Genomic DNA, 25,889 nt, shown 5'->3' on the forward strand with positions numbered 1-25,889 from the left:
ACCCCACCGCCGGCCGCGCCCCAATCCGATGTTCGCATCGGATCGGGGCGCGGCTCCGTCGTGCCGGCCCGTCGAGCGGGGCCGGCCGGTTGTCTCACGCCGCCGCGACCGGCTCGGGGACCCGGGTGGCCGGCGCCGCCGTCGGCCCGGTCGATGGCGCCGCCGCCGGCGGCAGCAGTTGGCGGCGGACCAGGGCGAGGGCGGTACGGGCGGCGATGCCGCCCACCAGCGCGGTGATCGCGGCCAGCACCAGGTAGGTGTACGCGGTGTGGCCCGCCGGGGCGCCCCACTCGATCCAGTGCAGCGACGCGTTGGCCACGGCCGCCCAGCCGAAGGTGAAGGCCCAGAAGCTCGGGGCGAACCGCAGCCGCAGGAAAGCCGGCAGCAGCCGCAGTTGGGCGAGGGCCATCAGCACCCCGTACCCGGCGAGGACGGCCGCGAAGGTGTCGATCCGGCCGCCGCGCAGCGAGAAGTACGCCAGGCTGGCCACCGCGGCGGGGGCCACCTCGATCGCGATGGTCGGGAGGAGCGCCGCCGGCAGCGCCGGGCGGAAGATCAGCCGGCCGAGGATCAGGGAGCCGAGGATGATCCAGCAGATCAGGCCGTAGCCGAGCATCGCCATGCCCAGCCGCTCCTGGTGGACCTGCCCGGCGGTGGCCGCCGCCACCAACCCGCCCGCGACGGTGGGCAGGAAGTAGCCGGGGTGCAGCCGGTCGAAGTCGAGGTCGCGGTAGATGAGCTGCCCGGTGAACCAGGCGCCGTGGATGACCGTGAGCGCGAGGAACACGTCCACGAGCGCGGTGCCGGCCCCGCCCGCGTGCGGGGCCACGCCCTCGCTGGCCAGCAGCATCGGGGTGATCAGGGCCAGTGACGCGAACGGCCCGGCGACCGGATCGACGAGGTCGGCGGCCAGCCGCCCGCGGTGGGTGGCGGCGTGCGCCAGGTAGAAGCCGATCGTGACCGCCCACACGGCGGCGGCCACGGCGAGCATGACCTCGCCGACCCAGTGGGTGACATCGCCCTGCTCGCTGGCGGTCAGCCAGACGCCGGCCAGGCCGGCGATCCCGAAGGGCATGCCGAAGAAGTTCAGAGGGATGCGTGGTGCGCTCATGGTTGCGACTGTAAGCAGTTAGAACGCAACCACCAAGTGATCAGGGGCGGTTTGTTGAGCCCGTCACAGGTTCGACGGTAACCACCGCCTTGTGGCGGTCGTCCCCGATCGACGGTGTCAAGAAGATGGTTGACACCTTCGTGCCGTCAACTATTCTGTTTGTGTGCCGGATGTGCCGCAGCTCAGAGATCTCGTCGGTCAAGTCATCCTCCGCGGCATCGATCGCCCTCGGGATCCGTTGGCCCAGCTCGACGATGCCGAGCGGCTGGCCGCGGAGCTGTCGGTGCTGGGCGAGCGGCTGGTGGGCTACTTCGTGGAGCAGGCCCGGGCCGAGGGCTTCTCCTGGGCCGACATCGGCGCCCGCAAGGGCATCAGCCGCCAGGCCGCGCAGCAGCGGTATGCGCCGTACATCTCCCGGCTCACGCTCGCCGAGCTCACCGCCGCCGGCGCGCTGGCGGACTTCGGGCCCCGGGCCATGGCCTGCCTTCATGCCGCCACGCGGTACGCCCGCGGCCGGGACGCCCTGGGCACCGAGCAGCTGCTCCTGGCCATCCTCGACGACACCGGCGGGCTCGCCGTCAAGGCCCTCACCGCCCTCGGTGCCCCGCCCGGGGCACTTCGCACCGCCCTCACCCCGATGACCGGCACCGTGCCGGCTGCGTCGGCCAGCGCGACGAGCACGGCCGGCGCAGCGGAAGTGGACACGTCCGCCCTGCTGACCGACGACGCCCGCCGCGCCCTGGACGCCGCGGCCGCCGAAGCCCACGCCTCCGGGCACGAGGTGGCCGCCGCTCATCTCCTCCTCGGCCTGCTCCGTAACCCGGCCAGCTCGGCCGGCAAGCTCCTCGCGGCCCACGGTGTCACCCGCGCCGCCGCCGCCCGCCAGATCAAGGACCACCTCAACCGCTATCTGCAGGGAAGTGCCTGATGGAACTGTCCAAGGCCCTCGACTCCCTCCCCACGACCTGCTTGATGGTCATCAAGGACGGCAAGACCGTCTACGAGTACGGCGACCCCACCGAAGTCAGCTACCTGGCTTCGGTCCGCAAAAGCATCCTCTCCCTCCTCTATGGACGCCCGGTCACCGACGGCGTCATCACCCTGCAGAGCACCCTGGAAGACCTCGGCATCGACGACGTCCAGGGCCTGCTGCCGCGCGAGCGCCGAGCCACCGTCCATGACCTGCTGACCGGTCGCTCCGGCGTCTACCACCCGGCCGCGAGCCCGACCGGCCTCGAAGCGCTACTCCCCGAACGGGGCACGGTCGAGCCCGGCACCGAGTTCCACTACACCGCGTGGGACGCCAACGCCCTCGGCACGATCTACGAGCGGCAGACCGGCCGGCGGGTGTTCGACGCGGTCGCCGAGGATCTGGCCGGGCCGCTCGGGTTCCAGGACTTCGACCCCGCCCGCCAACGCCTGCTCGGCCGCCCGGAGATCTCGCGGCACCTGGCCCACCACCTGTTCCTCTCCGCCCGCGACTTGGCCCGGATCGGGCTCCTCGTGCTGGCGGGGGGACGTGGCCTGGTCCCGCGGCAGTGGCTGACCCAGAGCCTGACGCCGTACGCGAAGAACTATGGCTATCAGTGGTGGCTGCCCCGGCTTTCCCAGGGCCAGGCCTTCATGTCGATCGGCAACTTCGGCCAGTTCCTGCTCGGAGTTCCCGAGCGGGACCTCGTCGTGGTGCACCGGGTCGCCGTCCCAGACGAACTGGCGATCGCCCGCAACAACGCCGGCGCCGACGTCGCCATCCAAGGGGTGACCCACAGCGAGTTCGCCCGGATCGGCCAGCTCATCCTGCGCAGTGACTGGGCCTGAAACGCGCGGACCGGGTGAGGTTTTGGACCGGTTGTCCGATCCGGCCCCGAGAGCCCGGCCGATCTCGGGTCGCCGCCCGGTCGTTGTTGGCAGCGTCTTTGAATGAGACCTAACATGGAACCCGATGGCCCGGCTCGGGTTGCCCGTCAATCCGGTTAGTGCGCGGCCCTCGAGTCAGTAGGAGGTGGCCGTGCCGAACCGGACCGAATCGAGCCCACTGGTCCAGCCGGCGACCGCGGATCTGGTCATCGGCTTCGTCAACACGCGCGCCAACACCGCCGGGTACCGGGAGAGGCTGGGCGACGCGGACGGGCTGCGGGCGTGGATGGACCGCGGCGGCCTGAACGACCCGACCGCGCACGTGACCGACGCCGATTCGGCCACCGCGCGCGAACTGCGCGACGCGCTGCTGAGCTTGCTGCTGGTCCACTCGGGCGACCTAGACCCCGACGCCGAGCGGCTGCGTGACGCCGAGCGTCACCTGGGCGACCTGGCCGAGCGGTACCCGCTGGTCAGCGTGGTGGGTGCCGGCGGCGTGGCGCTGCGGCCCGCCCAGGGCGGGGTGCCGGGCGTCTTCGGCTCGCTGCTCGCCGCGCTCACCGAGCTCGCCCAGACGGGTGCCTGGCAGCGGATCAAGGCATGCCGGGATCTGACCTGCCACCTCGCGTTCTTCGACCGCACCCGCAACGGCTCGGCCGTGTACTGCAGCCCCAACTGCGGCTCCCGGTCGTCGATGCGCGCGTACCGGCAGCGCAAGAGCCGGCCGATCGCCTGACGCGGGCGGTTCACGCCCGTCGCGACTCGGACGGCCGCCCCTTCCGGCGTGGCGCTATGCCCGGAATTTTCTGCGACTTACCATTCTGCAGTGACCGACGTTGATCGCCGGATTGATCCGGCCGCTGGTGACGAGGTGGCCACCACGATCGGGGTCGAGGAGGAGTTCCACCTCGTCGATCCGAAAACCGGCGCCCTCGCGCCGACGGCGCCGCGCATCGTGCGGGCACCCGCCGAGGTGGAGCCCGAACTGCACCGTTCGCAGATCGAGACGGCCAGCCGGGTGCACCGGGACATCGACGCGCTGCGCCGCGACCTGGCGCAGCGGCGGCGGGACCTGATCGCCGCGGCGCACCGGCTGGGTCTGGCGGCGGTGGCCAGCGGTACCGTGCCGGCGTCCGGTATCGCCGCGGCCGGGGTGTACCCGAAGCCGCGCTACGAGTGGCTGGCGCACGAGTACCGGCAACTCGTCGAGGAGCAGCAGGTGTGCGCCTGCCAGGTGCAGGTCGGCGTGCCGGACCGGGACCTGGCGGTGCGCGTCGCCCGGCGGATACAGGGCTGGCTGCACGTGCTGCTCGCGCTGTCCGCCGGCTCGCCCACCTTCCATGCGGTGGACACCGGGTACGCGTCGTACCGCACGGTGGCGATCTCCCGGTGGCCCACCGTGGGGCCGCTACCCGAGGTGACATGTGCCCGGGAGTACGACGACACGGTGGCCGCGCTGATGCTCAGCGGCGTGATCAGCGATCCCGGGATGATCTACTTCGACGTCCGCCCATCCGCCCGGTACCCGACCGTGGAGATCCGCGTCGCCGACGCCTGCCCGCTGCTGGACGACGTCATCCTGCTCGCCGTGCTGGGCCGGGCGCTGGTCTCCGCCGCGGCCCGCGAGGAGGCGACCGGCAAGCCGTTACCGGAGGTCCGCACGGTCATGCTGCGCGCGGCGACCTGGCGAGCCGCCCGTTCCGGGCTGAGCGGGGAACTGGTCGACCCGCTGGGCGCCGCCGCCGTCCCGGCCCGGCAGGCGGTCCGCGCGCTGCTCGACCATTTGCGCCCCGAACTGGAGCACCACGGCGACTGGGACACGGCCGACGAGCTGACCCGTGCGCTGCTGCGGCGAGGCACCTCGGCCCAGCGGCAGCGCGCGGTACTGCGCCGCGGCGGATCCTTCGTCGAGATGGTCAACGAGGTGATCCGGGAGACCGAGGAGGGCTGACGCCTTCCGCGCCGGTTCGGGCGGAGGAGGGCCCGGTCAGCCGGACTTGACGATCGTCGCGCAGCGCTGGATCGCGGACCGCCGGATGTCCAGCGGCGTGTGCGACTTGGCGGAGATCATCATGGCCACCGCGTCGGGGCCGAGGCGGTCGGCGAACGCGATCGCCTCGTCGTGGCCCATCGGGGTGGTCTGCCAGGTGTTGTGGCACACCGCGTTGTCGGCCGCTGGCCGGGGGCCTCCGGCGGACAGCACCTCGTCGACGAAGATGCCGTACATCATGAACTCCGAGATGTGCAGCTGCGCGGTGAACGCGTCGAGCCAGTCCCGCCCGGTCGTCTCCTGGATCCGCTGCTGCATCGCGCGCACCACGGCCGGCTCCCAGAAGTTGAACGACGACACGTAGTCGGGCAGCGGGGGAGGGGGCGCGGCGGGCAACCCGAACAGCTCACGCGCCACCCGATGCCAGATCAGGTGGCGCTCCATGCCGGCGTTGACCCCGTTGTCCTCGCGGTACAGCAGCCGCTGCCCGCCGCTTTCGAACCGCCGCGCGTTCACGGGCCGCACCAGCACCACATCGGAGTCGGCCACGAGCACCACGTCGGCGTCCAGCCGCCCGGCGGCAGCGATCTTGATGGCCTGCTGAGTGATCCAGCCGCGTACCGGTGGCCACGGCCGCCGCGCGTTGACGTAGGAGTCGCCCTTGCCGATGCGCACGTAGCGCCGCGGCATCAGCTCGGCGCTCGTGAAGATCCGGCAGCGTGGCCCCTCGTACCGCGAGAACAGCGGCTTGTCGCTCTCCGGAACGAAGACGTGGTGCACGGTGTCGTCCGGGGTGAATTCAAGGACCGACCGGTGCAGATCGGCGAAGATCTCCGCATCGCCCCGGAAGCTCGGCGTGATCACGGCCAGTTCGCTCATGGACGGCGGGCTCCCATTCATCGGCTGATCGTCGGGTCTGCGGGCGGACGCCGTCCGTCCACGATGGACCGGAGGTGCGGTCGGCGGGATCGGGCAGGCGGTCAGCGCGAATCGGTGTCCCGTAGATAGTCACCCACCCGCGCGGACCCGGCATCGGTAGTTCGGCCGGAGCGGCTATCCGTAACTTGACAGCTTCAATCCGTAGCGCCAGGAGGGCGCCCGGGACCGGCGGGTGGCTCGATCAGACGGACGAGGACGCGGCCACCTCCCCGGCGAACCAGGGCAGCGGCGCGGCCGGCCCGAACAGTCGGCCGGGAAGAATGGCGGCGTCGGCCATGACGGGGACCCTACGGCAAACGGCGGGGGACAGCGCCACCTACCGGCCGCGGTGTCCTCATTAGGGTGCCCCTGGATCTAGCGCGCTACTGGCCGCGCTCGGCCAGCAGTTGGATGCCCGAGCGGTCGATCAGCAGCAGCGACGGGGCGAGTTCGTTGGTCGGGTACGGCGAGGAGAGCACCATCTGCCGCAGCGTCTCCGGCCAGCCCGACCCGGCCCCGGCGACGGCCAGCTCGTCCGGGCCGGGCAGCGCCACGACGATCCGCTCGTCCCCCAGCAACTGCGACATCCGCTGATGGAAGTCGGGCAGCGCCACCGCCGAGGCGGCCATGCCGCCCGCCCGGCGCATGGTCAGCAGTTGGCCCTGCTCCGCGGCGTGGGAGTCGATCCGCAGCCCGCGCCGCAGCCCGTCGGCCGCCTGCCCGAACAGTTCGGGCAGCGGCGGCGAGCCGGCCTGCCGGTGACCCTCGTTGGTCAGGTGGTTCATGCCGATGTTGCCGTTCGGGGTCTGCCCGACCGTGGCCAACGCGAAGAACAGCCGCTCCTGGACCAGCGCCCAGTACGGCATGGTCGAGCGCATCAGCGGCGTGTTCGGCGCCGACGCGCTCCACAGCACCGGCAGCAGCTCGCCGTGCTCCCGAACGTGCTCCATCCGGCCGACCGCGTCCTGGGCCTCCTGCCGCTGCTGGGCCTGCTGGATCGCCTGCCCCGCACTGGCGAACGCCGACGCCCAGTCGCCGTTGGTGGGCCGCGAGAAGCTGTGCGACAGCCTCGCCCGCGGGAAGGTCACGGCGATGAAGTGGTTGTCGTCGTCCGAGACCTCCCACTCGCTGTAGATCTCGGAGACCTCGTCGGGCCGCGCCTGGTACTCCCGCGACACCTGCGCCCAGGCCCGCCGCGCGCAGTCGTCGGCCTGGGTCGGGCCGGCCGCCATGGCGTGCTCGCCCTCGCCGCGGGCCAGCAGGAAAACCATCATGTTCGTGGTCGGGTCGGCGTTCACCGGCGGACCTCCTCGTCGTCCCGCGAAAGGTACCCGATCGAGGGATCACGAGGGGCGGTGGTGCGGCGGGGACGGTGCGGCGGGGACGGTGCGGCCGGGACGGACGACGGCGCCCGCGCCGGCTTTTGTCGATGAGTACGTTCCGCGTGGCCCCGCCATCGCCTCACGGAGGTTGATCACCTACCTTCATCCGGTCCCATCGACGACTCCTCACCATCGGGGGCCCCATGCGCGCGTCACGCGTCGCTATCGTCGCGATCGCGACCCTCACCGCCACCCTGGCGATCCCACCCGCCATCGCCATCGCGGCGGCGCCGCACGCTGCCGTCATCGACAGCGCCGGTGCCTACTACCCACTGGCCACCAACCGGATGCTCGACACCCGGGTCGGCAACGGCGCGCAGGGGCCGGTCGGCCCCGGCGGCGTCGTGCGGCTGCAGGTCGACGGCCGGGGCGGCGTGCCGTCCAGCGGCGTGTCGGCGGTCGTGCTCAATGTGACGGTCACCAGCCCGACCGCCGCCAGCTACCTCACCCTCTGGCCGGACGGCGACGCCCGCCCCACGGTCTCCGACCTCGACTTCCCGGCCGGCTGGACCGGGGCCAACGAGGCGACCGTGAGCGTCGGCCCGAACGGCGAGGTGGACATCTACAACCACGCCGGCAACGTGCAGATCATCGCCGACGTGGTCGGCTTCTACGCCGCGGACAACACGCCCGCCGCCACCCTGGGCGCCGGCCTGGAGTACCGGGATCTCGCCGACCACGAGCAGCGCCTGGAGGACACCCGCAACGACGGCAAGACGCTGTCCGGTGGGTCCTCGCTGGAACTGGCGGCAGGCTTCTTCGACCCCGCCTACTACCCGAACGTCCAGGCGCTGGTGGTGACCGTGACGGCGGTGGGTCCGACCGGAAGCGGTTTCCTGACCGCGTGGGACGGGCAGGGCGATCCGCCGACAACCAGCTCCACGCTCAACTTCAGCGCGGGCAAGACCGTGGCGAACACCGCCATCGTGCCCACGTCCTCCTGCACCATCGATCCGTCGTGCGCCGGGGAGCCGGAGATCGGCATCTACAACGCGCTGGGCAGCAAGACCAATGTCCTCGTCGACCTCGTGGGTTACTACGAAGACGCGACCGCCGACGGTGCGCGGTTCGAGGCGATCGACCCGGTGCGCATCGCCGACACCCGTACCGGGCTCGGCGGGGCCGGGACGTTCGGCCCGAAGCACCTCGGCACCTTCACGGCGCCGAGCTCGTTCTCGAACGTCGGGGGGCTGGCGGCCAACGTCACCGCCGTCGCGCCGACCGCCGACACCTACCTGACGATCTGGGAGGTGGGCGACGGGCAGCCGCCCACCAGCAACCTGGACCCGGCCAAGGGATCGACCGTGGCCAACACGGCGCAGATCGTGCGGGGGAACGAGGCGTGGCAGTACAACGCCTACAATTTCGCCGGCAACGTCGACATCCTGATCGACATTCAGGGCGTCTTCGTCGGGCCGGGCGAGTCGTACCCCGCACGCCAGGCGGACGGCCCCGCGGTCGACCCGGGCGCGACGGTGGTCGCGGTGCGCAACGCGCGCGGCTGGCCCGTCGCTTGACAAGGTCGAGGGCCGTCCCGTGCGGGGCGGCCCTCGACCGTTATCGGGGTTCGGCGCGGTCCAGGTGCCGGTGGCGGGCCATGGCGGCGAGCCAGTCGTCGTCGCCGATCGGGGTGAGCACGAAGCGGGTGATCATGCGCTGGCCGCCCGCGCGTGACCGGCGCGCACCCGTACCCGGTGCGAGTACCAGCGTGCCGGCGGCGGTGGCCAACTCCGAGATCGTGCCCCAGTCCATCAGGTACCCCCGTCGAACGTGACCCGGTGTGATCGGGGCCGGCGGTAATCTATTCGGCGAGGTGCCCCGCCGAGCGGGCCCGCGCCGCCGCCGGTGCCGCTACGCCCGGGTCAGGCGGTCGGTGACGGCCGCGGCCACCTCCGCCGTGGACGCGGCGCCGCCCAGGTCCCGCGAGCGCGGCCCGTCGCGCAGCGTCGCGTCCACCGCCTCGGTCAGCGCGGTACCCGCGTCGGTCTCGCCCAGGTGGTCGAGCATCATCGCGGCCGCGTACAGCATCGCGGCGGGGTTGGCCACGCCGGTGCCCGCGATGTCCGGCGCGGAGCCGTGTACGGGCTCGAACAGGGAGGGGAAGGCGCGTTCGGGGTTGAGGTTCGCGCTCGCCGCCAAGCCCAGCGAACCGACCAGCGCGGCGGTGAGGTCGGAGAGGATGTCGCCGAACAGGTTGGATGCCACGATGACGTCGAAGTCGCGGGGCCGCAGGATCAGCGCCGCCGCCAACGCGTCGATGAGCACCGACCTGAGCTTCAGGTCGGGGTAGCCGGCCGCGACCCGCGCCACGTGCTCGTCCCAGAACGGCATGGTGTGCAGGATGCCGTTGGACTTCGTGGCCGACGTCAGTGTCCCGGAGCGCCTGCTGGCCAACTCGGCGGCGTAGGCGGCCACCCTCGTGACGCCATCCCGGGTGAACCGGGACGCCTGGACCGCGTACCCGTCGCCGTCGGGGCCGCCCCGGCCGCCGACCTCCGAGTACTCGCCCTCGACGTTCTCCCGTATCACCACGATGTCGATGCCGGCCGGGTCGGCGAGCGGGGACGGCACGCCGGCGATGTGCCGCACCGGGCGCAGGTTGACGTACTGGTTGAACTGCCGCCGCATGGGCATCAGCAGTCCCCACAGGGTGGTCGTGTCCGGGATGTCCGGCGCGCCGACGGCGCCGAAGAGGATGGCATCGTGGCGTTTGAGTTGTTCGATGCCGTCCTCGGGCATCAGGTAGCCCGTCTCCCGGTAGCGCTGCGAACCCCAGTCGTAGTGCGTCCAGTCGACGGTGAAACCGTGGCGGCGGCCGCAGGCGTCGACGGCCGCGACGGCCGGGGGCATGACCTCCTGGCCGATCCCGTCTCCGGCGATCGCGGCGATGGAGTGGACACGGGACATGAATGGCGCTCCTTCGAGATACGTCTAGGACGGGCGAACGATGCGCGAATTCCCCGCGGCCGGGCGCGGCGCTGTGCACGAGAACCGGTTGCGCCCCGGCGTGGACGGCTGCGGGGTGGTGGTCGTAGGGCCGGACGAGGTGATCATGAGGTTAGGGGGGATCCCCAAGCATGTCAATTTGCTAACACGAGGTGTGAGAATTACGTCAGCCTATGCGGCGGCGGCCCGGCGGGTGTCCCGGTCGAATATCAGGACTGGGTGTCCGCACCGGACGGATCGACCATTACCACATTGACGTGATGTGCCACCAGTGCGTCGCGGGCCGACTCGCTCAACCCGTCGTCGGTGACGATGGTGTCCACCTGGTCCAGCGAGCACGCCCGTACCATCGCCGAGGCGGCGAACTTGCTCGAATCGGCGAGCAGCACCACCTCGTCGGCGGCCTCGACGAGATGCCGCTTGGTCAGCGCGTCGAAGTGGTTGCCGCAGTAGACGGCGTCGGCCGACACCGCCGTGGCGGCCAGGAACAGCGTGCGTACCCGCAGTTCGCTGAGCGCGGCCAGGGTGGCCGGGCCGGCGAACGACTGCGAGCGGTGGCGCAGGGTCCCGCCGAGGCTGGTCACCTCGACGTTGGGCCGGCCCAACAGGGCGTTGATGGCCAGCAGCGAGGCGGTGACGACGTGCAGCGCGATGTCCGGCGGCAGCGCCTTGACGAACTCCAGCGTGGTGGTGCCGGCATCGAGGGCGACGGCCCCGTGCGACGGAAGCAGGGACATCGCGGCGCGTGCGATCGCCCGCTTGGCGGCGGGCATCCGGGCCGACCGGGCGCGCAGGTCCGGGCCGCCGACCGACTGGGACGCCGGGACGGTGACCCCGCCGTGCACGCTGCGCAGCGTGCCCTCGTCGGCCAGCCGCTGGACGTCGCGCCGGATGGTCATCTCCGACACGTCCAACGCCGCCGAGAGCTCCGAGATCGTACAGTAGCCCTGCCGCTCCACCATGCCCAACAGGTGCGCGCGGCGTGCGTGCGCGGCAGTCTGTCCGGCCGCCTCAGTCCCCACTGCGTTTTTCCCGCCTTCGCGAGCCCGGGCGCACCGAGCCCCTAGGATCCAGGTAAGTCTCCGGCCAGAGCGGCTCGCCGTAGGCGATTCTCGCCGTCGTGGTCCGTTCGCGACGATATCTCCCCACCGGGCGCGGCCGCCCATGGGCCCGCCCCGGGCGCGTGCCCGCCGCCCGGGTTCTTCGATTGCCGGACGGGGCGCGAAGAGGTTGATAACTATCGCACAGGCGCGTTCGCCCGCGAGGGGACATCGCGCGAGCCGGCCCGGCGACCGTCGGCGATAGACGACTAACCGTCATACCTTCTACGATCGAGCGCGGAGATCGTTCTGCGGGAAACACCAAGCCGGGCGGGAGGCGCGTGATGCGCACACGGAGGCTGGGCTCCTCGGGGCTACGGGTGACGGCTCTCGGAATCGGTACCGCGTCGTTCGGCAGCGACGGCACCGATGAGGCGGTCGCCTTCGAGATCCTCGACCGGGCGTTCGCCGCGGGCATCAGGCTCATCGACACCGCCGACTCGTACCCGTCGCTGCCGGACCGGCTCGGCGCCGCGGAGCGGATAGTGGGCCGGTGGGTGGCCTCGCGCGACGTGCGCGACGAGGTGGTCATCGCCACCAAGGTGAACTACCCGATGACCCGCAGCCTGAACTCGGGCGGCCTCGGCCGCGGGCACATCCTGCGGGCCGTCGACGACAGCCTCGACCGCCTGCAGACCGACCACATCGACCTGCTCCAGGCGCATCAGGTCGACCGCGGTACGCCGGTGCTGGAGACGGTTCGGGCGTTCGATTCGGTGGTCCAGCGGGGCGCGGTGCACTACTACGGCGTCTGCAACTGGCCGGCGTGGCTGATCGCCAAGGCGTGCGCGCTGGCCGACCACTGGGGACTGCACCGGCCGATCTCGGCACAGCTCAAGTACAGCCCGGTGATGCGCGACGTCGAGCGGGAGGTGGTCCCGTTGTGTCTGGACGAGGGCATCGGGCTGCTGACCATCAACGCGCTCGCCGGCGGGCTGCTGACCGGTCGTTACCGGTACGAGGACGGGCCCAACTCGGGCCGCTTCGGAAGCGTCAAGGTGGGCTCCAGCGGCCGTTCCATGGGCGAGATCTACACGTCGCGGTACTGGTCGCCCGAGCACTTCGCGGCCGTGGACGCGCTGCGCAAGGCGTGCCCGACCGGGACGGCCGAGATGGTGGCCACGGTCATCGCGTGGGTGGCGAGCCGGCCGGCGGTGGGCAGCGTCCTGCTGGGCGCCAGCAAACCCGAGCAGTTGTCCGCGCAACTCGACGGCGCCGCCCGCAGCCTCGACCCCGAGACCGCTCGGCTCATCGATGAGCTGTGGTGGGGGATTCCCCGCAAGTTCGTCTGACGCGCGCCCGCCACCAGGCCGGGGATCGCCTGGTCTCCTCCGTCCGTGCTGCCCGACGGGGCGGGATGTCGGCAAGCCTCGATCTTGTCATCCGTCCCGGGCCCGCCGTATTCTGCAGCCTACAGACTACGAGAAAGGCGGGCCGGCCTTGATTGTCACGTCGAGTGGAACCGAGCATTTTGTCTTCGACGGCCATGTCCATCTGGGCAGAGCCCGGCCATACCAGACATCCAACGTCGGCGTCGACGCGTACCACGCGGAGGATCTGATCCGCGACATGGACCAGGCGGGTGTGGACATGGCGGTGGCCTTTCCCAGGGCCGAGCCCATCACCGACTACACCTCCGGCAACGGGTACGTGCTGGAGGCGGCGCGGCGGTACCCGACCAGGATCGTCCCGTACGCACGCATCAACCCGTACTTCGCCGACCGCTGCCTCGACCAGATCGACCAGTACGCCGCCCGGGGCGTGCGGGGGATCAAGCTGCACCCGTTCAAGGACTTCGGCGCGACGGCGGTCAACAGCGTCGACTTCATCCACCCGATACTGGAAAGAGCCGGGCGGCACGGCCTGGTCGTCATCATCCACAGCGGCGGACCGTGGAACGCGACTCCCACGCTCATCGGCGACCTGGCGCTGTCTTTCCCCTCGGTGAACTTCATCCTCGCGCACGCCGGCGGTGAACTCGAAGAGGACACGATGGTGGTCGCGAAGCTGCTGCCCACCTCGAACTACTACGTGGACTGCGCGGGCGTGCACAACCCCAAGACCATCGGGCGACTGGTCCGCGCGCTGGGTGCGGACCACGTGCTGTTCGGCTCCGACCGTGCCTCGGTGCCCTACGGCTTCGAGATCTCCAAAATCGCCAGATACGCGGCGCTGGACGATCAGACGGTGGCCGGGATTCTCGGCGGGAACCTGCTCAAGCTGCTCGGCATCGAGCCGGACGTGGCGGCCTACCAGCGGGTGGACCTCGCCGCGATCTGACGGCGAGAAAATCGACTGCGACGCGGCCACCGGCCGTGCGCCTAGCCGTGCCCTGACAGTCCACACAGGACGGTGAGTCGGCGCGCCATCATGCCTGCTCGGCGGCGGGACCTCGGTCATCGCGCCCGGCAACTCTTGCGATCCGAGGCGTGGCCGTCGTAGATTGCTCGTTACAGCGACGTAGGTTACAGATTACAGACTACGAAAGCCTTGGGTGCCTGGTAGCGGCTACCGGCACCGGAAATCCACCGGCGATCACCGCTTACAACCGCGCACGCGAAGACCAAATCTGGAGGTCGAGGTGCCACTGGTTGCGTTGACAAGCTACCCGCACACCCGTCCCCTCGTGGACGGCGCGGTGCGGCCGGAGGGCCTCGACCTGGAGTTCGACCCCCTGGTCAACGGCATCTTCCCGGCCTTCCGCGTGATGGCCAGGACCCTGCGGTACGACGTTTCCGAATTCGGAATCTCGACCGCGCTGTGCGCCGTCGAGCGTGGCCTGCCCGTGCGGCTGCTGCCGGTGTTCGTGACGCGACGGTACGACCACGTGGGCATGTTCGTCCGCGAGGACTCGCCGGTGCGGTCGGTCGCCGACCTGGCGGGCGCGCGGATCGCGGTCAAGTCGTTCACGGTCACCGACGTGGTCTGGTCGACCGGCATCCTGCTGGAATCCCTGGGCCGCCTGAACGGGATCACCTGGCAGGTGACCGGGGACGAGCACCTGGCCGAGCAGAAGCTGCCCGACTCGGCGCGGGCCGTCGAGGGCAGCCCGACCCAACTGCTGAGGGCTGGTGAGGTCGACGCGATCTTCGACCCCCGGGCCGGCGGTGAGCCGGGCATCCGCCCGTTGTTTCCCGATGTCCGAGAGGCCGAGCGGAACTGGCTCGCGACCAAGGGCTACGTCCCGCCCCACCACACGATCGTCGTGCGGGAGTCCCTGCTGGAGCGCTACCCCGACTGCGGGCGCCGGCTGTACGAGGCGTTCCGCGCGGCCAAGGAGCCGTTCCTGCATGACTTCGCGGGCGGCGTCGACGTGCTGGCCGGAGACGACAGCCCGACCGGGCCCCGCCACGACTACGGGGTGGAGAAGACCGAGGACCTGGTCGGGCGTGACCCGGTTCCGTACGGGCTGACCGCCAACTGGCGCGCCCTCGAGGACATCGTCGGGTACCTGAAGCACATGGGGCTGCTGTCCGGAGCGCGGCCCGTCGAAGAGTTCTTCGTGCCGGTCGACGGCGACGCCGGATAGGCGGCGATCCGCCAGGGCCAGGCCTGTTCACCGAAGAGATTGGAGTGCCTCGCGATGCTCAGCGAAGCAGACAACGCACTCTTGACCCAGACCGGCCCCGGCACCCCGATGGGAACGGTCTTCCGCAGTTTCTGGATCCCCGCGCTGCTGTCGAAAGAGGTGCCGGAGCGCGACGGGACGCCGGTGAGGGTGGGCCTGCTCGGGGAAAAGCTGGTCGCCTTCCGGGACACCTCGGGCCGGGTCGGCCTGCTGGAGGCCCGGTGCCCGCACCGGCACGCCAACCTGTTCTGGGGCCGCAACGAGGACAACGGCCTGCGCTGCGTCTACCACGGGTGGAAGTTCACGGTCGACGGCACCTGTGTGGACATGCCGGCCGAGCCGGCGGACTCGACGTACAAGGACCGGCTGCGCGCGGTGGCGTACCCGACACATGAGGCGGGCGGGATCGTCTGGGCCTACCTGGGCGACCCGGACAACGTCCCGCCGTTCCCCGCCTTCGACTGGACGTTCCTGCCAGAGGGGTACAGCTACGCCACCAAACGCCTGCAGCAGTGCAACTACTTCCAGAACCTGGAAGGCGAACTGGACTCGTCCCACAACTATTTCCTGCACCGGGAGTTCCAGCTTCCCGAGAACGGCATCCTCGCGCCCGAGGACATGCGCCGCCCCGACTTCTACATCGCGGAGGCGCCGCACGGCCTGCTGGTCGTGGTCAAGCGGAACCTCGACTCGGGCAACAGGTACTACCGGATCACCCCGTTCATGATGCCCAGTTACACGATCATCCCTACCGAACAGGCCGCGGACGAGCCCGATCGGTTCACCGCGGCGGTCCCGCTCGACGATCACAACATGTGGGGATACACCGTCTCGTGGCGGCGCGACCGGCCGCTGAACGAGGCCGAGCTGGAGGAGATCAATAGCGGCAGGGTCTCGCACGCCGCCGTCGACCCGGACACCTTCATTCCGCTGGGCAACCTGGGCAACGACTACCTGATCGACCGCGAGGCGCAGCGGACCCGCTCGTTCACCGGTATCCCCGGCGTACGGGTGCAGGATCTGGCCGTGCAGGAGGACCAGGACGGCCCGGTCTGCCGGCGGTTCGAGGAGCACCTGGGCACGACCGACCGGGCCATCGTGGCGACCAGGCGGTTGATGCTGCGCGCCGCGCGGCAGGTCCAGCAGGGCACCCTTCCCCCGCAGCGCGACAACGCGTCGTCGTACCGGCTGCGGTCGCTGGCCGTGGAGGCGGACTCCTCGACGCCGTGGGAGGACCTCTGGCGCGAGCGGCAGGGCGCGGACAACCCGGACGCGCTGCCCGCCAAACTCGAAGAGGTCGAGGAGTGGGCCAGTGTCGACAGTGAATGAGCACACCGGCGAGCGCGAGTTGGAGCTGCGCGAGCTGACCGCGGACAACGTCGTGCTGGTGCGCCGGCGCCTGCTGCGGGCCACCAGCTTCGAGGAGCAGATCGAGGTGGAGACCTACCTTGACACCCTCTGGAGCATCGCCGACATCGACCTGCGGCGGGCCCGGGCCCGCCGCGCGTCGTCACCGGCGGCGGTGGCACGCGTGGCCGAGATCCACCGGCTGCTGCAGACCGCGCACGACAGCGCCGCTGCCGATCAGGTCCAGGCCGCCGCCGACGCGCTGGAGCAGGCGGCCGCACTCCTGTCCGATCGGGGCTGACATGAACGACCCAACCGTAGGCCCGTCGCACGACGGCGCGGGGCCCTCCGGCAGCGCGGTGGTCATCGACGGCGTGTCCAAGCAGTTCACCGTGCACGGGCGGACCAGCCAGGCCCTCGTTGACGTGGCCCTCGACGCGCCGCGAGGAGAGATCACCAGTCTGGTCGGCCCGAGCGGCTGTGGCAAGTCGACGGTCCTCAACCTCATCGCCGGCACCATCGAGCCCGAGACGGGCTCGGTGCGGCACAACGGTGCGCCCGTCGTGGCCATCAACCACGACGTGGCGTACCTGCCGCAGGGCGATGACCTCTTTCCGTGGCGCACCGTGATGGACAACGTGGCCCTCCCGTTGGAGCTGCGGCGGGTCTCACGGGCGGCGCGCCACCGGCAGGCCAGGGAGATCCTGGCCCTCTTCGGGCTCGCCGGCCGCGAATCGTCCTACCCGGCCCAACTGTCCGGCGGCATGCGCAAGCGGGTGCAGATCGCCCGGGCGCTGCTGTCCGGTGTGGACACCCTGCTGATGGACGAGCCGTTCGGGGCGCTGGACGCCCAGCTGAAGGTCAGGATGCAGATCGACCTGCTGGAGCGCGTGCACCGGCAGACCGGCAACACCATCCTGTTCGTCACCCACGATCTGGCCGAGGCGGTGGCGCTGGGCGATCGGGTGGTGGTCTTCTCGCCGGGCCCGGGACACGTCATCCACGTAGAGAACATCGACGACCTGGGCGACCGGTCGGACCTGCTGTCCCTGACCGAGTCACCCGAGTTCCAGCGGCACGTGCGGACCCTCTGGTCCCTGGTCGCCCCGGAGCTCGTACACAGGTCCGCGGCCTCGGGAGCGACGCCATGACCGCAACTGTCGAAGAAGTCCAGCAGGTGCCGGCGGCCGGACGCGACGCCGCCCGGCCCGGTACGGCCGTGGCGAGGTTCGTGCTGCTGCGGGTCGTACCACTGGCCATCGTGCTCGCCCTGTGGCAGGCCGTGTCGACCTGGGCCATCAGCCCGGTGTACCTGCCGGCGCCGGTGTCCATCGCGGCGCGGGTCGGCTCGTGGTTGGCCAACGGATACCTGCTGCACAACTGCTACACGACCCTGGAGGAGACGATCTCCGGCTTCGTGCTCGGAGTCGTCGCCGGTGCGCTCGCCGGCATCGCGCTCGGGATGAGCCGATGGTGGTCCGGACTGTTGTCGCCGTACATCAACGCCCTGTACGCGCTGCCCAAGGTGGCGCTGGGACCGCTGTTCATCCTGTGGTTCGGCATCGGGCTGTCGATGAAGATCGCGATGGTCGGCATCTTCGTGTTCTTCGTCGTCTTCTACAACACCTGGCAGGGCGTCAAGGAGGTCGACGCCAAGCTGATCCAGGCCATGCGCCTGCTGCGCGCCTCCCGGCTGCAGATGGTGCTGAAGCTGATCGTCCCGTCCGCCTTGGGCTGGATCTTCGTGGGCATCCGGGTCTCCTTCCCGTTGGCGCTGGTCGGCGCGATCGTCGGCGAGCTGATCGCCTCCAACTCGGGGATCGGCTACGTCATCCTGAACGCGGCCAACACCTTCGACACGGTCGGCCTGTTCGCCGGCCTGTTCGCCGTCATGGTGATAGCGGTCGTGTTCGACGTGGCACTGACCTATGTCTACGGCCGGTACACCCGGCGATGGGCCCTGCAGATCAAGGGCGTCACGGCCCTGAGCTGAGCCGAATCGTGGTTCGCCTTGCATTCCGACTCTTTGGCAAGTGAGGACGTGCCCAGTGAACGCATTGAAACGTATCCCGGCGAGACGCACGGGCGCCTGCGCGGTCGCGGCGGCCACCGTGCTGCTGGTGGCCGGCTGCGGTGGCTCGAACGATGAGTCCGGGTCAGGCAACGATGGCGGGCCGGCCAGCGTCAAGGTGGTGGTGTCGACCGCGTCCATCTCGTACGCGCCGCTGTATATCGCCGTGAAACAGGGGTTCTTCAAGGACCAGAAGCTGACCGTCTCCATCACCACGGTCAGCGGCGGCGGTGCGACGGTGCCCGCGCTGCAGTCCGGCTCGGCGCAGTTCGGCTTCAGCTCGGTGTTCCATCAACTCGACGCCGTCCAGCAGGGACAAAAGATCGTGAGCATCGCGGCGGTCAACACCGGCGAGGGGCTGGACGTGGTCGTCTCCAAAAAAAAGGCGGCACAGCTGGGACTGAACGCGAACTCCACGCTCGCCCAGAAGGGTCAGGCGCTCAAACACCTCAAGGTCGGTGTCATCTCGACCAGCGGCGAGCCGTACTACGTGCTGTCCGACCTGGCCAGGGCCGGCGGCGTCGACCCGTCGGAGCTGAACATGGAGGCGGTGGCCAGCAGCGCGGCGATCACCGCCATGAAGACCGGCCAGATCGACGCCATGACCATCGGCCTGCCCGTCACGACCGAGGCGATCGAGCAGGCCGGCGCGCAGATACTGGTGAGCTGCCCGGCGGGTGACCTGCCGGACCTGCACGAGGCGCCGACGGAGACCGTGCTCGCATCGGCCTCGTACGTCACGTCGCACGCCAGCGTCACGTCGCGATTCGTGAAGGCGATCGGTCAGGCCGAGGCGTACCTGAAAGCGAACTCCGACCAGGCGGCCGAGACGGTACGCACGGGCTACTTCGCCAAGGTCGACAAGCAGGTGTTCGACACCGCCTGGGCGGAGATCGCCAACGTCACCCCCGCCGAACCGACCCTGACCGCCGAGCAGTTGCAGCGCACGGTCGACTTCGTCAGCCGCGCGTCCGGCAAGAAGGTCAAGGCGACCGGCGACCAACTGTTGGGAGTGGTGAAATGAGCGACGAGCAGGTCCGTGACGACGTGCGCGATGCCTGTCGCATCCTCGCCCTGTTCGGGGTGCTCAACGACGTGGTCGGACACGTCAGTGCCCGCCCCTCCGACGACGAGGTGCTGCTGAGGTGCCGCACGCCCGATGAGGAGGGGCTGTTGTTCACCCGGTCCTCGCAGGTGGCCTCGCTTGCCTTCAAGGAGGGTAGGGTCTACGGCGACCAAAATGGTCCGACCATTCCGATCGAATGGCCGATCCACGCGGCGATCTACGAGGCGCGGCCGGACATCGGCGCGGTGGTCCACGCGCATCCGCCGGGGGCGCTGATGTGTGGCCTGGCCGGCGTGGAGGTGTTGCCAATGCGGGTGTACGACTACGCGCCGATCCGGGTGATCCTGGAAGGGGTCCCGACCTACCCCAGCGCCGCGATGATCGATCGCCCGGAGCGGGCGGAGGGCCTGGTGGCGGCGCTGGGAGACAAGCACGTCTGCCTGATGCGCGGGCACGGCATCGTGGCGACCGGGGCCACCGTGCGGGAGGCCACGATCCGGGCCATCGCCTACGAGAGCGCGGCACGCATGACCTGGCGGCTGGCCAACAGCGGCCGGGAGATCATCCACCTGTCCGCGGAGGAGATCGGCGACTCCTCGGGGAGCAGCAGCCAGGGCGACACGGCCGCGGCCGTCCACGACGGCTGGGCCGACTGGAGCTGGCGGTACTACCGCCGACTGCTCGCGGAGCGGGACGCCGGCCGGATGGTGCCGGTCGAGAAGGGTTGGCCGTAGCCGGCGCGGGAGGGCGCGGGGAGAGTTCCCGCGCCCGCGACGACGGGTGCGAGTCCGACCACCAGGGAGGTTTTCGATGCTCAGTGCGCACCTCAACAAGCGACTGACCGAAGTCGGGGCGGGCACGCCCATGGGCGACCTGCTCCGGCGCTACTGGCATCCGGTCGCCGGGGTCGAGCAGCTACGGCAGGCGCGGACCAAGCGCGTGCGGCTGCTCGGCGAGGACCTGGTGCTGTTCCGCGGCGGCGAGCACACCTACGGGCTGATCGCCGAGCGCTGTGAGCACCGGGGATGCTCGCTGTTCTACGGCATTCCCGGACCGGACGGGCTGCGCTGCTCCTACCACGGGTGGCTGTACTCACCCGAGGGCGCGTGCCTGGAGCAGCCGGCCGAGTCCGACCACAGCAGGTTCCGCGACCGGGTCCGCATCAACGCGTACCCGGTCCGGGAACTGGGCGGGCTGCTGTTCGCCTACCTCGGCCCGGCCCCGGCCCCGGTGCTGCCGCCGTTCGACGTCTACACCTGGCCCGGCGCCATCCGCCAGGCCGGCTACACCGTGCTGCCGGTCAACTGGCTGCAGCCCATGGAGAATTCGCTCGACCCGGTGCACTTCGAGTGGCTGCACGGGCACTACGGCAACTACGTCTACGAGCAGCAGGGCAAGCCGCCGACCTCGCAGATCGTCCGCAAGCACCTGCGCATCGGCTTCGACCAGTTCGAGTGGGGCATCATCAAGCGCCGCGTGGTCGAGGGCACCACCGAGGACGACGAGGCCTGGCGGGTGGGGCATCCCATCGTGTTCCCGAACATCCTGCGGGTGGGCCGCAACGGCACCCACGGCTTCCAGGTGCGGGTGCCGGTGGACGACGAGAACACGCTGATCTGGTGGTACAGCTGCTTCCGCCCGTCCGGGGTGGACATCCCGCCACAGGATTCGGTACCGATCTTCGAGGTGCCTTACCAGGACGAAAATGGTGAGCTCATCCTCGACACGGTGGAGGGGCAGGACATGATGGCCTGGCTGACCCAGGGCCGCGTGGCCGACCGCACCACCGAGCATCTGGGCGCCTCGGACCGTGGCGTGGTGATGTACCGGCAACTGCTGGTGTCCGAGATGGCGAAGGTGGCGGAGGGCAAGGACCCGATCGGAGTCATCCGCGAGCCGCCGCCGTCGGGGATCGTCGAGCTGCCGCAGGAGGAGGAGCTCTACTACCGGGGCGCGGAAGGCATCCGCGAGGACATCGAGCGCGGCCCGGGCATGCGGTACAGCCCCATCCTCGACCAGATCGTCGACCTGTACCTGCGGCAGGCGGCCGCGCATGCCTGATCGGCTCGGCCGGCGGGAACGCGTGATGCGGGTGGGCATCGTCGGTCTCGGTACGGCCAGCACCCAGATCATTCCCGAGATCGCCGACCACCCGCACCTCGAACTCGTGGCCGGCTGCGACGTGCGCCCCGCCGCGCGCGAGCAGTTCGCGAACAGGTATCACCGTCCCGCGTACGAGACGGTGGAGCGGCTAGCGGCGGCGCCGGACGTGGACGCGGTCTACGTGGCCAGCCCCAACGCCTTCCACTGCGAGCACGTGACCACCGTCGCCGCGCACCACAAGGAAATCATCGTAGAGAAGCCGATGGCGCTGACTCTCGCGCAGTGCGACCAGATGATCGACGCCGCGCGGCGCGCCGGGGTCCGGCTGCTCGCCGGCCACACGCACAGCTTCGACGCGCCCATCCTCAAGATGGCGGAGCTGATCGAGTCCGGTGCCATCGGCTCCGTGTACATGCTGCAGAACCTGTACTACACCGACTGGCTCTACCGGGGCCGGCTGCCGGACGAACTGGACGCGACCAAGGGCGGCGGCACCGTGTTCCGCCAGGGGCCGCACTCGGTCGACATCATCCGGCTGCTCGCCGGCCGGCCGGTGCGGTCGGTGCGGGCGGTCACCAGCTCGGTCGATCCCCGACATCCGACCGAGGGCGGGTTCATGGCCCTGCTGTCGTTCGACGGCGGGGCGGTGGCGACCATCGTGTTCAGCGGGTACGGCTACTTCGACAGCAGCGAGCTGACGTTCGGGATCGGCGAGAACGGCGATCCCCGGCCGGCCGACACGCACGCGACGTCCCGCCGTACGATCGGCGCGTTCGCCTCCGCGGAGCAGGAGGCGGCGTACAAGGATTCGATGCGGTTGGGCGGCGAGCGCGCGGGCCAGTGGCTGCGCTCGGGCCCGCCGCCCGACCCGGCCCGGCGCCGGCATCCGTTCTACGGACTGACCATTGTCAGCGGCACCGGGGGCGACCTGCGGCAGAGCCCCAACGGGCTGGTGCGCTACGACGACACCGGGGCGCACGAGATCCCGGTGCCGCGCGCCTCACTGGAGCGCGAGGCGGAGCTCGACATCCTCTACGAGGCCTGGCGGCGGGACGCACCGCTGCCGTCCCACGACGGCCGGTGGGCCAGAGCCACCCTGGAGGTCCTGCTCGCCATCCGCGAGTCCAGCCGGACCGGCGAACAGATCCCGATCACGTCGGCCTGACCCGCCGCCGGCTTCGCCCCCGAGGGCGGGTGACAGGAGAACCCAGTGACCGAGTACCGATGGCACTGCCCCCGGTGCCGCGCGCCGATCGACGACGACCGCGGCTTCGTGGCCGAGTACTGGTCGGGCGCCTCGACCAGCTTCGTCGTGTGGTGCGCGACCTGCCAGTGGCAGGGGGAGATCGTGCTGCAGGACATCGTGACGACCTACCAGCGAGCGGAGGGCTGACCGGCGTGGGCATGGCCGAGACGGACAGGCAGGAACTGTACGAGCAGGTGGCGACGGCGAGCCGGATCCTTGGCACGGCCGGGCTGGCACGGGAGACCACGGGGCACGTGAGTGCCCGGGTGGGCGACGGGCGGATGCTGCTGCGGTGCCGGCTGGAGTCGGAGCCGGGGCTGCGGTTCACCCGCACGGCCATCGCCGAGGTGGACTTCGATCCCGACCCGACCGACCCGCCCGGCAGCATGCGCCTGCCGATCGAGCGGCACATCCACGGCCAGCTGCTGCGGCTGCGCCCGGATGCCGGCGCGGTGGTGCACGTGCACCCGTGGTCGAACTGGCTGGCCGGCATCGCCGAGATCCCGCTGCGCCCGGTGATGGGCGCCTTCGACCCCGGCGCCATGGCCATCGCGGTGAACCCACCGCCCATCTATCCGCACAGTTGGCTCATTTCCTCGGCCGAGCGGGGCGCCCAACTGGCGGAGTTCATGGCCGGCCACGACGCGTGCGTGCTGCGCGGGCACGGCGTGGTGACGGTCGGCGCCACGGTACAGGAGGCCACCGTGCGGGCCATCCGGCTGCAGACCATAGCGGCGGCCAGCGTGGCGGCGCACCAGGCCGGCAGCGACTATCAGGTCAGCCCCGAGGAGATCGAGGAGCTGATGCCGGTACCGGGCTCGCCCGGCGCCCGCTTCGCCGAACGCGAGGTGTGGCTGCACTACGAGCGGATGGCGGCGGCCGCCGCGGTGAAGGAGAGGTACGAGTGAGTCAGACCGACGACGACAGGTTGTTTTCGGACGGCTATGGCTGGCGGGCCCGCATCGGGTTCCTGAGCCCGGGCGCGGTGGACGAATCCTCGTCGCGCCAGTTCTACCGGATGGCTCCGCCCGGGGTGACCATCGTGCGTACCGCCCTCGGCGTCACGGACATCACCCCCGACCAGATCAACGAGGCGCTCAGCCGGGCGGAGGACGCGGCCCGGCGGCTGGCCCGCACCGAGCCCAACTGCATCATCCTGGGCGGTTCGCCGACCGTGGTCGTCGGCGGGTACGGGTCGGACAACGTGCTCGTGGAGCGGATCGGGCGGGCCTCCGGGATCCAGACGAGCGCGGCCCAGTCCGCGGCGGTGGAGGCCATGCGCCTGTTGGGCATGCGGCGGATCGCAGTCGTGACACCGTTCCCCGACCCGTTTCCGGAGCTGCTGCGGGAATTCCTCGTCAAGTCCGGGTTCGAGGTGCCGGCCCTGGACAGCCTCGGCGTGGAGTACCGCAAATTGCGCATGGCGCCGTTGCGCGCCGGGTACGAGCTGGCCAGGCGCACGTTCGAGGCGGCCGGCGGGGCCGACGGCATCTACTTCGCCGGTGCGCCGTTCCCGGTGGCCGACATCATCGACCGGCTCGAGCGCGAGCTGAACACCACGGTCGTGTCGAGCATGCAGTGCACGCTGTGGAAGGGCCTGCGGATGTCGGGCGCCACCGCCGGGGTGAAGATCGACGGGTACGGCCGGTTGCTGCGTGACCTGCTCGACGGCTGAGGCGGCGGGGTCCGGGCCGCGTCCGCGCGACCCGGACCCGGCCAACCCCTCAGGCGCCGGCGTTGACCATCGGTTCGGCGGCCCGCCGGTCGCCCGCCGCGATGCCCGGCGGTAGCAGCGCGCCGATCCGCGCGACGTCCTCGCCGGTCAGCTCGACCGCTACCGCCGCGGCGTTTTCCTCCAGCCGGGACACGCTCCTGGTTCCGGGAATCGGCACCACGTCGGGTCCCTGGCGCAGCAGCCAGGCGAGGGCGAGTTGCGCCACGGTCAGATCCTTGGCCCGGGCCAGCTCGCGCAGCGGCTCGATGGCGGCCACGTTGCGCCCGATGTTGTCGCCCTGGTAGCGCGGGTTGATCGCGCGGCTGTCCTTCGTGTCGAACGTCGCGTCCGCCCCGATGGCGCCGGACAGCAACCCCTTGCCCAGCGGGCTGTACGGGACGAGCCCGATGCCCAGCTCGCGCAGCGTCGGCATGAGCTCGCTCTCGGGCTCGCGGGTGAACAGCGAATACTCGTTCTGCGAGGCGGCGACGGGGTGCACGGCATGAGCGCGCCGGACGGTCGCCGCGGACGCCTCCGAGATGCCCAGATACCTCACCTTGCCGGCCGCGACCAGCTCGCTCATCGCGCCCCAGGTCTCCTCGACCGGAACGTCGCTCGCGATGCGGTGCTGGTAATACAGGTCGATGTGGTCGATGCCCAGCCGGGCCAGGGACGCGTCGCAGCAGCGGCGCACATACTCCGGCCGGCCGTCGACCGACCGCCGGCCCTGGGCGTCCTTGACGATGCCGAACTTCGTCGCGAGAACCACCTCGGACCGCCGGCCGGCGATGGCCTTGCCGACGATGACCTCGTTGGTGTGTGGGCCGTAGGTGTCGGCGGTGTCGATGAGGGTGACGCCCAGATCGAGTGCCCGCCGGATGGTGCGGATCGACTCGGACTCGTCCGCGCCGCCGCCCCGGGGCTGGGTCATCCCCATGCAGCCGAGACCGATCGCCGACGTGACAAGGCCCTGGCCCAGGGTGCGTGATCGCATGTGGCTCAACCATCCTGCTCGAGAACGCGGCCTGCTCAAGAATCCGGCATTCGCGGAACCGTAAGACCAACAGTTGTGCAGGTTATAGGCGTGGATGCTACCACGGCGGGTGTCGCGTTGGTACCGCGAGGATTCCTTACCACTGACGGTGTTCGATGCCGGCCCGGTGTCTCGGCGTCGTTGACAGGAGCCGAAATCGTTTATAGCCTATTGCAAATTCATGGACGCCCAGGTCCCCTGAACAGCGCCGGCGGTGCCGGGGTTGTGTCACCGGATGGGTGCACCGCGAACCGTGTCGGCGGGTGGGTCTGTTCGCGATCCTCCCGACCGAGTACCTGTCGCACGCGCCGGTGCGCACCGGCGCAAGGCCGCCGCCGGCGGCCCTGATGCTCAATCAGCCACCCTGTGCCTTTTCCGGCACAGCCGCAGCGCAAGCGCAGTTCCGGCACGACAGTTCGGTGTGCCCGTGAGTGCGG

General features: G+C 70.5%; 27 protein-coding genes. 20 read left to right on the forward strand and 7 right to left on the reverse strand.

Translation table 11 applies throughout. From position 1 onward, the window contains the following. Nucleotides 1-94 precede the first annotated feature (94 nt). Nucleotides 95-1,111, reverse strand: a complete 1,017-nt coding sequence (locus ABEA87_RS38025; RefSeq protein ID WP_345638147.1) for an SLAC1 family transporter — start codon at nt 1,109-1,111, stop codon at nt 95-97. Nucleotides 1,112-1,274: 163 nt separating this feature from the next. Here ABEA87_RS38025 and ABEA87_RS38030 point away from each other — a divergent pair, with 163 nt between their 5' ends. The 4 genes from ABEA87_RS38030 to ABEA87_RS38045 all read left to right on the forward strand — a co-directional run bounded on the left by ABEA87_RS38030 (nt 1,275) and on the right by ABEA87_RS38045 (nt 4,919). Next, nucleotides 1,275-2,039 carry a Clp protease N-terminal domain-containing protein gene (locus tag ABEA87_RS38030; RefSeq protein WP_345638149.1) on the forward strand — a complete coding sequence of 255 codons (765 nt, stop codon included), beginning with the start codon at nt 1,275-1,277 and terminating at the stop codon, nt 2,037-2,039. Beyond that, nucleotides 2,039-2,929, forward strand: a complete 891-nt coding sequence (locus ABEA87_RS38035) for a serine hydrolase domain-containing protein (RefSeq protein WP_345638151.1) — start codon at nt 2,039-2,041, stop codon at nt 2,927-2,929. The genes ABEA87_RS38030 and ABEA87_RS38035 overlap by 1 nt, the downstream gene beginning before the upstream one ends. A 190-nt stretch (nt 2,930-3,119) precedes the next feature. Then, nucleotides 3,120-3,704, forward strand: coding sequence for a CGNR zinc finger domain-containing protein (locus tag ABEA87_RS38040; protein WP_345638153.1), 585 nt, complete (start codon nt 3,120-3,122; stop codon nt 3,702-3,704). A gap of 90 nt (nt 3,705-3,794) precedes the next feature. Continuing rightward, nucleotides 3,795-4,919 carry a carboxylate-amine ligase gene (locus ABEA87_RS38045; RefSeq protein WP_345638154.1) on the forward strand — a complete coding sequence of 375 codons (1,125 nt, stop codon included), beginning with the start codon at nt 3,795-3,797 and terminating at the stop codon, nt 4,917-4,919. Between the two features lie 36 nt (nt 4,920-4,955). Here the strand turns inward: ABEA87_RS38045 and ABEA87_RS38050 are convergent, their stop codons facing one another. After that, a complete protein-coding gene (locus tag ABEA87_RS38050) occupies nt 4,956-5,837 on the reverse strand; it encodes a DUF6492 family protein (RefSeq protein WP_345638156.1) in 882 nt (293 codons plus the stop codon). A 422-nt stretch (nt 5,838-6,259) separates the two neighbouring features. Further along, nucleotides 6,260-7,174 (reverse strand): hypothetical protein, encoded by a 915-nt coding sequence (locus ABEA87_RS38055; RefSeq protein WP_345638158.1) that lies wholly within the window; start codon nt 7,172-7,174, stop codon nt 6,260-6,262. A gap of 227 nt (nt 7,175-7,401) precedes the next feature. On the opposite strand from ABEA87_RS38055, the gene ABEA87_RS38060 reads away from it, so the two are divergent. Then, nucleotides 7,402-8,775 (forward strand): hypothetical protein, encoded by a 1,374-nt coding sequence (locus tag ABEA87_RS38060; protein ID WP_345638160.1) that lies wholly within the window; start codon nt 7,402-7,404, stop codon nt 8,773-8,775. 40 nt (nt 8,776-8,815) lie between these two features. Here ABEA87_RS38060 and ABEA87_RS38065 read toward each other — a convergent pair whose 3' ends face one another. From ABEA87_RS38065 to ABEA87_RS38075, 3 genes are all read right to left on the reverse strand, one after another. Continuing rightward, on the reverse strand, nt 8,816-9,010 hold the full coding sequence (locus ABEA87_RS38065) for a hypothetical protein (RefSeq protein WP_345638162.1): 195 nt from the start codon (nt 9,008-9,010) through the stop codon (nt 8,816-8,818). A 99-nt stretch (nt 9,011-9,109) separates the two neighbouring features. Beyond that, nucleotides 9,110-10,165, reverse strand: coding sequence for an isocitrate/isopropylmalate dehydrogenase family protein (locus ABEA87_RS38070; RefSeq protein WP_345638163.1), 1,056 nt, complete (start codon nt 10,163-10,165; stop codon nt 9,110-9,112). 248 nt (nt 10,166-10,413) lie between these two features. Next, nucleotides 10,414-11,226: a DeoR/GlpR family DNA-binding transcription regulator gene (locus tag ABEA87_RS38075; RefSeq protein ID WP_345638165.1), complete on the reverse strand. Its 813-nt coding sequence runs from the start codon at nt 11,224-11,226 to the stop codon at nt 10,414-10,416. Nucleotides 11,227-11,588: 362 nt separating this feature from the next. Between ABEA87_RS38075 and ABEA87_RS38080 the strand changes: the two genes are divergently transcribed. The 14 genes from ABEA87_RS38080 to ABEA87_RS38145 all read left to right on the forward strand — a co-directional run bounded on the left by ABEA87_RS38080 (nt 11,589) and on the right by ABEA87_RS38145 (nt 24,380). Beyond that, nucleotides 11,589-12,596, forward strand: a complete 1,008-nt coding sequence (locus ABEA87_RS38080) for an aldo/keto reductase (protein ID WP_345638167.1) — start codon at nt 11,589-11,591, stop codon at nt 12,594-12,596. Nucleotides 12,597-12,744: 148 nt separating this feature from the next. Further along, nucleotides 12,745-13,584 (forward strand): amidohydrolase family protein, encoded by an 840-nt coding sequence (locus ABEA87_RS38085; RefSeq protein ID WP_345638168.1) that lies wholly within the window; start codon nt 12,745-12,747, stop codon nt 13,582-13,584. A 301-nt stretch (nt 13,585-13,885) separates the two neighbouring features. Beyond that, a complete protein-coding gene (locus ABEA87_RS38090; RefSeq protein WP_345638171.1) occupies nt 13,886-14,833 on the forward strand; it encodes an ABC transporter substrate-binding protein in 948 nt (315 codons plus the stop codon). Nucleotides 14,834-14,887: 54 nt separating this feature from the next. Next, nucleotides 14,888-16,201: a Rieske 2Fe-2S domain-containing protein gene (locus ABEA87_RS38095; RefSeq protein WP_345638173.1), complete on the forward strand. Its 1,314-nt coding sequence runs from the start codon at nt 14,888-14,890 to the stop codon at nt 16,199-16,201. Next, on the forward strand, nt 16,185-16,520 hold the full coding sequence (locus ABEA87_RS38100; protein ID WP_345638175.1) for a hypothetical protein: 336 nt from the start codon (nt 16,185-16,187) through the stop codon (nt 16,518-16,520). The genes ABEA87_RS38095 and ABEA87_RS38100 overlap by 17 nt, the downstream gene beginning before the upstream one ends. Nucleotide 16,521: 1 nt before the next feature. After that, on the forward strand, nt 16,522-17,370 hold the full coding sequence (locus tag ABEA87_RS38105; RefSeq protein ID WP_345638177.1) for an ABC transporter ATP-binding protein: 849 nt from the start codon (nt 16,522-16,524) through the stop codon (nt 17,368-17,370). Next, nucleotides 17,367-18,212, forward strand: coding sequence for an ABC transporter permease (locus tag ABEA87_RS38110; RefSeq protein WP_345638179.1), 846 nt, complete (start codon nt 17,367-17,369; stop codon nt 18,210-18,212). The genes ABEA87_RS38105 and ABEA87_RS38110 overlap by 4 nt, the downstream gene beginning before the upstream one ends. Before the next feature lie 55 nt (nt 18,213-18,267). Beyond that, the gene (locus ABEA87_RS38115; RefSeq protein ID WP_345638180.1) at nt 18,268-19,314 is read left to right on the forward strand and encodes an ABC transporter substrate-binding protein; all 1,047 of its coding nucleotides are present in this window, start codon (nt 18,268-18,270) and stop codon (nt 19,312-19,314) included. After that, nucleotides 19,311-20,090: a class II aldolase/adducin family protein gene (locus ABEA87_RS38120; RefSeq protein WP_345638182.1), complete on the forward strand. Its 780-nt coding sequence runs from the start codon at nt 19,311-19,313 to the stop codon at nt 20,088-20,090. Before ABEA87_RS38115 ends, ABEA87_RS38120 begins: the two co-directional genes overlap by 4 nt. Before the next feature lie 76 nt (nt 20,091-20,166). Beyond that, nucleotides 20,167-21,417 carry an aromatic ring-hydroxylating dioxygenase subunit alpha gene (locus ABEA87_RS38125; protein ID WP_345638184.1) on the forward strand — a complete coding sequence of 417 codons (1,251 nt, stop codon included), beginning with the start codon at nt 20,167-20,169 and terminating at the stop codon, nt 21,415-21,417. Continuing rightward, entirely contained in the window at nt 21,410-22,624 is a 1,215-nt protein-coding gene (locus ABEA87_RS38130; RefSeq protein WP_345638186.1) for a Gfo/Idh/MocA family protein, read from the forward strand. Before ABEA87_RS38125 ends, ABEA87_RS38130 begins: the two co-directional genes overlap by 8 nt. A 45-nt stretch (nt 22,625-22,669) precedes the next feature. After that, on the forward strand, nt 22,670-22,852 hold the full coding sequence (locus ABEA87_RS38135; protein ID WP_345638187.1) for a hypothetical protein: 183 nt from the start codon (nt 22,670-22,672) through the stop codon (nt 22,850-22,852). 11 nt (nt 22,853-22,863) lie between these two features. Continuing rightward, a complete protein-coding gene (locus ABEA87_RS38140) occupies nt 22,864-23,613 on the forward strand; it encodes a class II aldolase/adducin family protein (protein ID WP_345638188.1) in 750 nt (249 codons plus the stop codon). Then, a complete protein-coding gene (locus ABEA87_RS38145; RefSeq protein ID WP_345638190.1) occupies nt 23,610-24,380 on the forward strand; it encodes a maleate cis-trans isomerase family protein in 771 nt (256 codons plus the stop codon). The genes ABEA87_RS38140 and ABEA87_RS38145 overlap by 4 nt, the downstream gene beginning before the upstream one ends. A 49-nt stretch (nt 24,381-24,429) precedes the next feature. On the opposite strand, the gene ABEA87_RS38150 is transcribed toward ABEA87_RS38145, so the two are convergent. Next, a complete protein-coding gene (locus ABEA87_RS38150; RefSeq protein ID WP_345638191.1) occupies nt 24,430-25,413 on the reverse strand; it encodes an aldo/keto reductase in 984 nt (327 codons plus the stop codon). Between the two features lie 302 nt (nt 25,414-25,715). Between ABEA87_RS38150 and ABEA87_RS38155 the strand changes: the two genes are divergently transcribed. Then, the gene (locus ABEA87_RS38155) at nt 25,716-25,883 is read left to right on the forward strand and encodes a hypothetical protein (protein WP_345638193.1); all 168 of its coding nucleotides are present in this window, start codon (nt 25,716-25,718) and stop codon (nt 25,881-25,883) included. Nucleotides 25,884-25,889 lie beyond the last annotated feature (6 nt).

Source organism: Rugosimonospora acidiphila, assembly GCF_039543385.1.
Classification (GTDB): Bacteria; Actinomycetota; Actinomycetes; order Mycobacteriales; family Micromonosporaceae; genus Rugosimonospora; species Rugosimonospora acidiphila.

What these genes read in the sequence shown, in the direction of transcription:
- ABEA87_RS38025 (WP_345638147.1), bottom strand. Translation starts at nt 1,111, where the DNA reads ATGAGCGCACCACGCATCCCTCTGAACTTCTTCGGCATGCCCTTCGGG.
- ABEA87_RS38035 (WP_345638151.1), top strand. Translation starts at nt 2,039, where the DNA reads ATGGAACTGTCCAAGGCCCTCGACTCCCTCCCCACGACCTGCTTGATG.
- ABEA87_RS38050 (WP_345638156.1), bottom strand. Translation starts at nt 5,837, where the DNA reads ATGAGCGAACTGGCCGTGATCACGCCGAGCTTCCGGGGCGATGCGGAG.
- ABEA87_RS38060 (WP_345638160.1), top strand. Translation starts at nt 7,402, where the DNA reads ATGCGCGCGTCACGCGTCGCTATCGTCGCGATCGCGACCCTCACCGCC.
- ABEA87_RS38065 (WP_345638162.1), bottom strand. Translation starts at nt 9,010, where the DNA reads ATGGACTGGGGCACGATCTCGGAGTTGGCCACCGCCGCCGGCACGCTG.
- ABEA87_RS38070 (WP_345638163.1), bottom strand. Translation starts at nt 10,165, where the DNA reads ATGTCCCGTGTCCACTCCATCGCCGCGATCGCCGGAGACGGGATCGGC.
- ABEA87_RS38080 (WP_345638167.1), top strand. Translation starts at nt 11,589, where the DNA reads ATGCGCACACGGAGGCTGGGCTCCTCGGGGCTACGGGTGACGGCTCTC.
- ABEA87_RS38095 (WP_345638173.1), top strand. Translation starts at nt 14,888, where the DNA reads ATGCTCAGCGAAGCAGACAACGCACTCTTGACCCAGACCGGCCCCGGC.
- ABEA87_RS38105 (WP_345638177.1), top strand. Translation starts at nt 16,522, where the DNA reads ATGAACGACCCAACCGTAGGCCCGTCGCACGACGGCGCGGGGCCCTCC.
- ABEA87_RS38110 (WP_345638179.1), top strand. Translation starts at nt 17,367, where the DNA reads ATGACCGCAACTGTCGAAGAAGTCCAGCAGGTGCCGGCGGCCGGACGC.
- ABEA87_RS38120 (WP_345638182.1), top strand. Translation starts at nt 19,311, where the DNA reads ATGAGCGACGAGCAGGTCCGTGACGACGTGCGCGATGCCTGTCGCATC.
- ABEA87_RS38125 (WP_345638184.1), top strand. Translation starts at nt 20,167, where the DNA reads ATGCTCAGTGCGCACCTCAACAAGCGACTGACCGAAGTCGGGGCGGGC.
- ABEA87_RS38130 (WP_345638186.1), top strand. Translation starts at nt 21,410, where the DNA reads ATGCCTGATCGGCTCGGCCGGCGGGAACGCGTGATGCGGGTGGGCATC.
- ABEA87_RS38140 (WP_345638188.1), top strand. Translation starts at nt 22,864, where the DNA reads ATGGCCGAGACGGACAGGCAGGAACTGTACGAGCAGGTGGCGACGGCG.
- ABEA87_RS38150 (WP_345638191.1), bottom strand. Translation starts at nt 25,413, where the DNA reads ATGCGATCACGCACCCTGGGCCAGGGCCTTGTCACGTCGGCGATCGGT.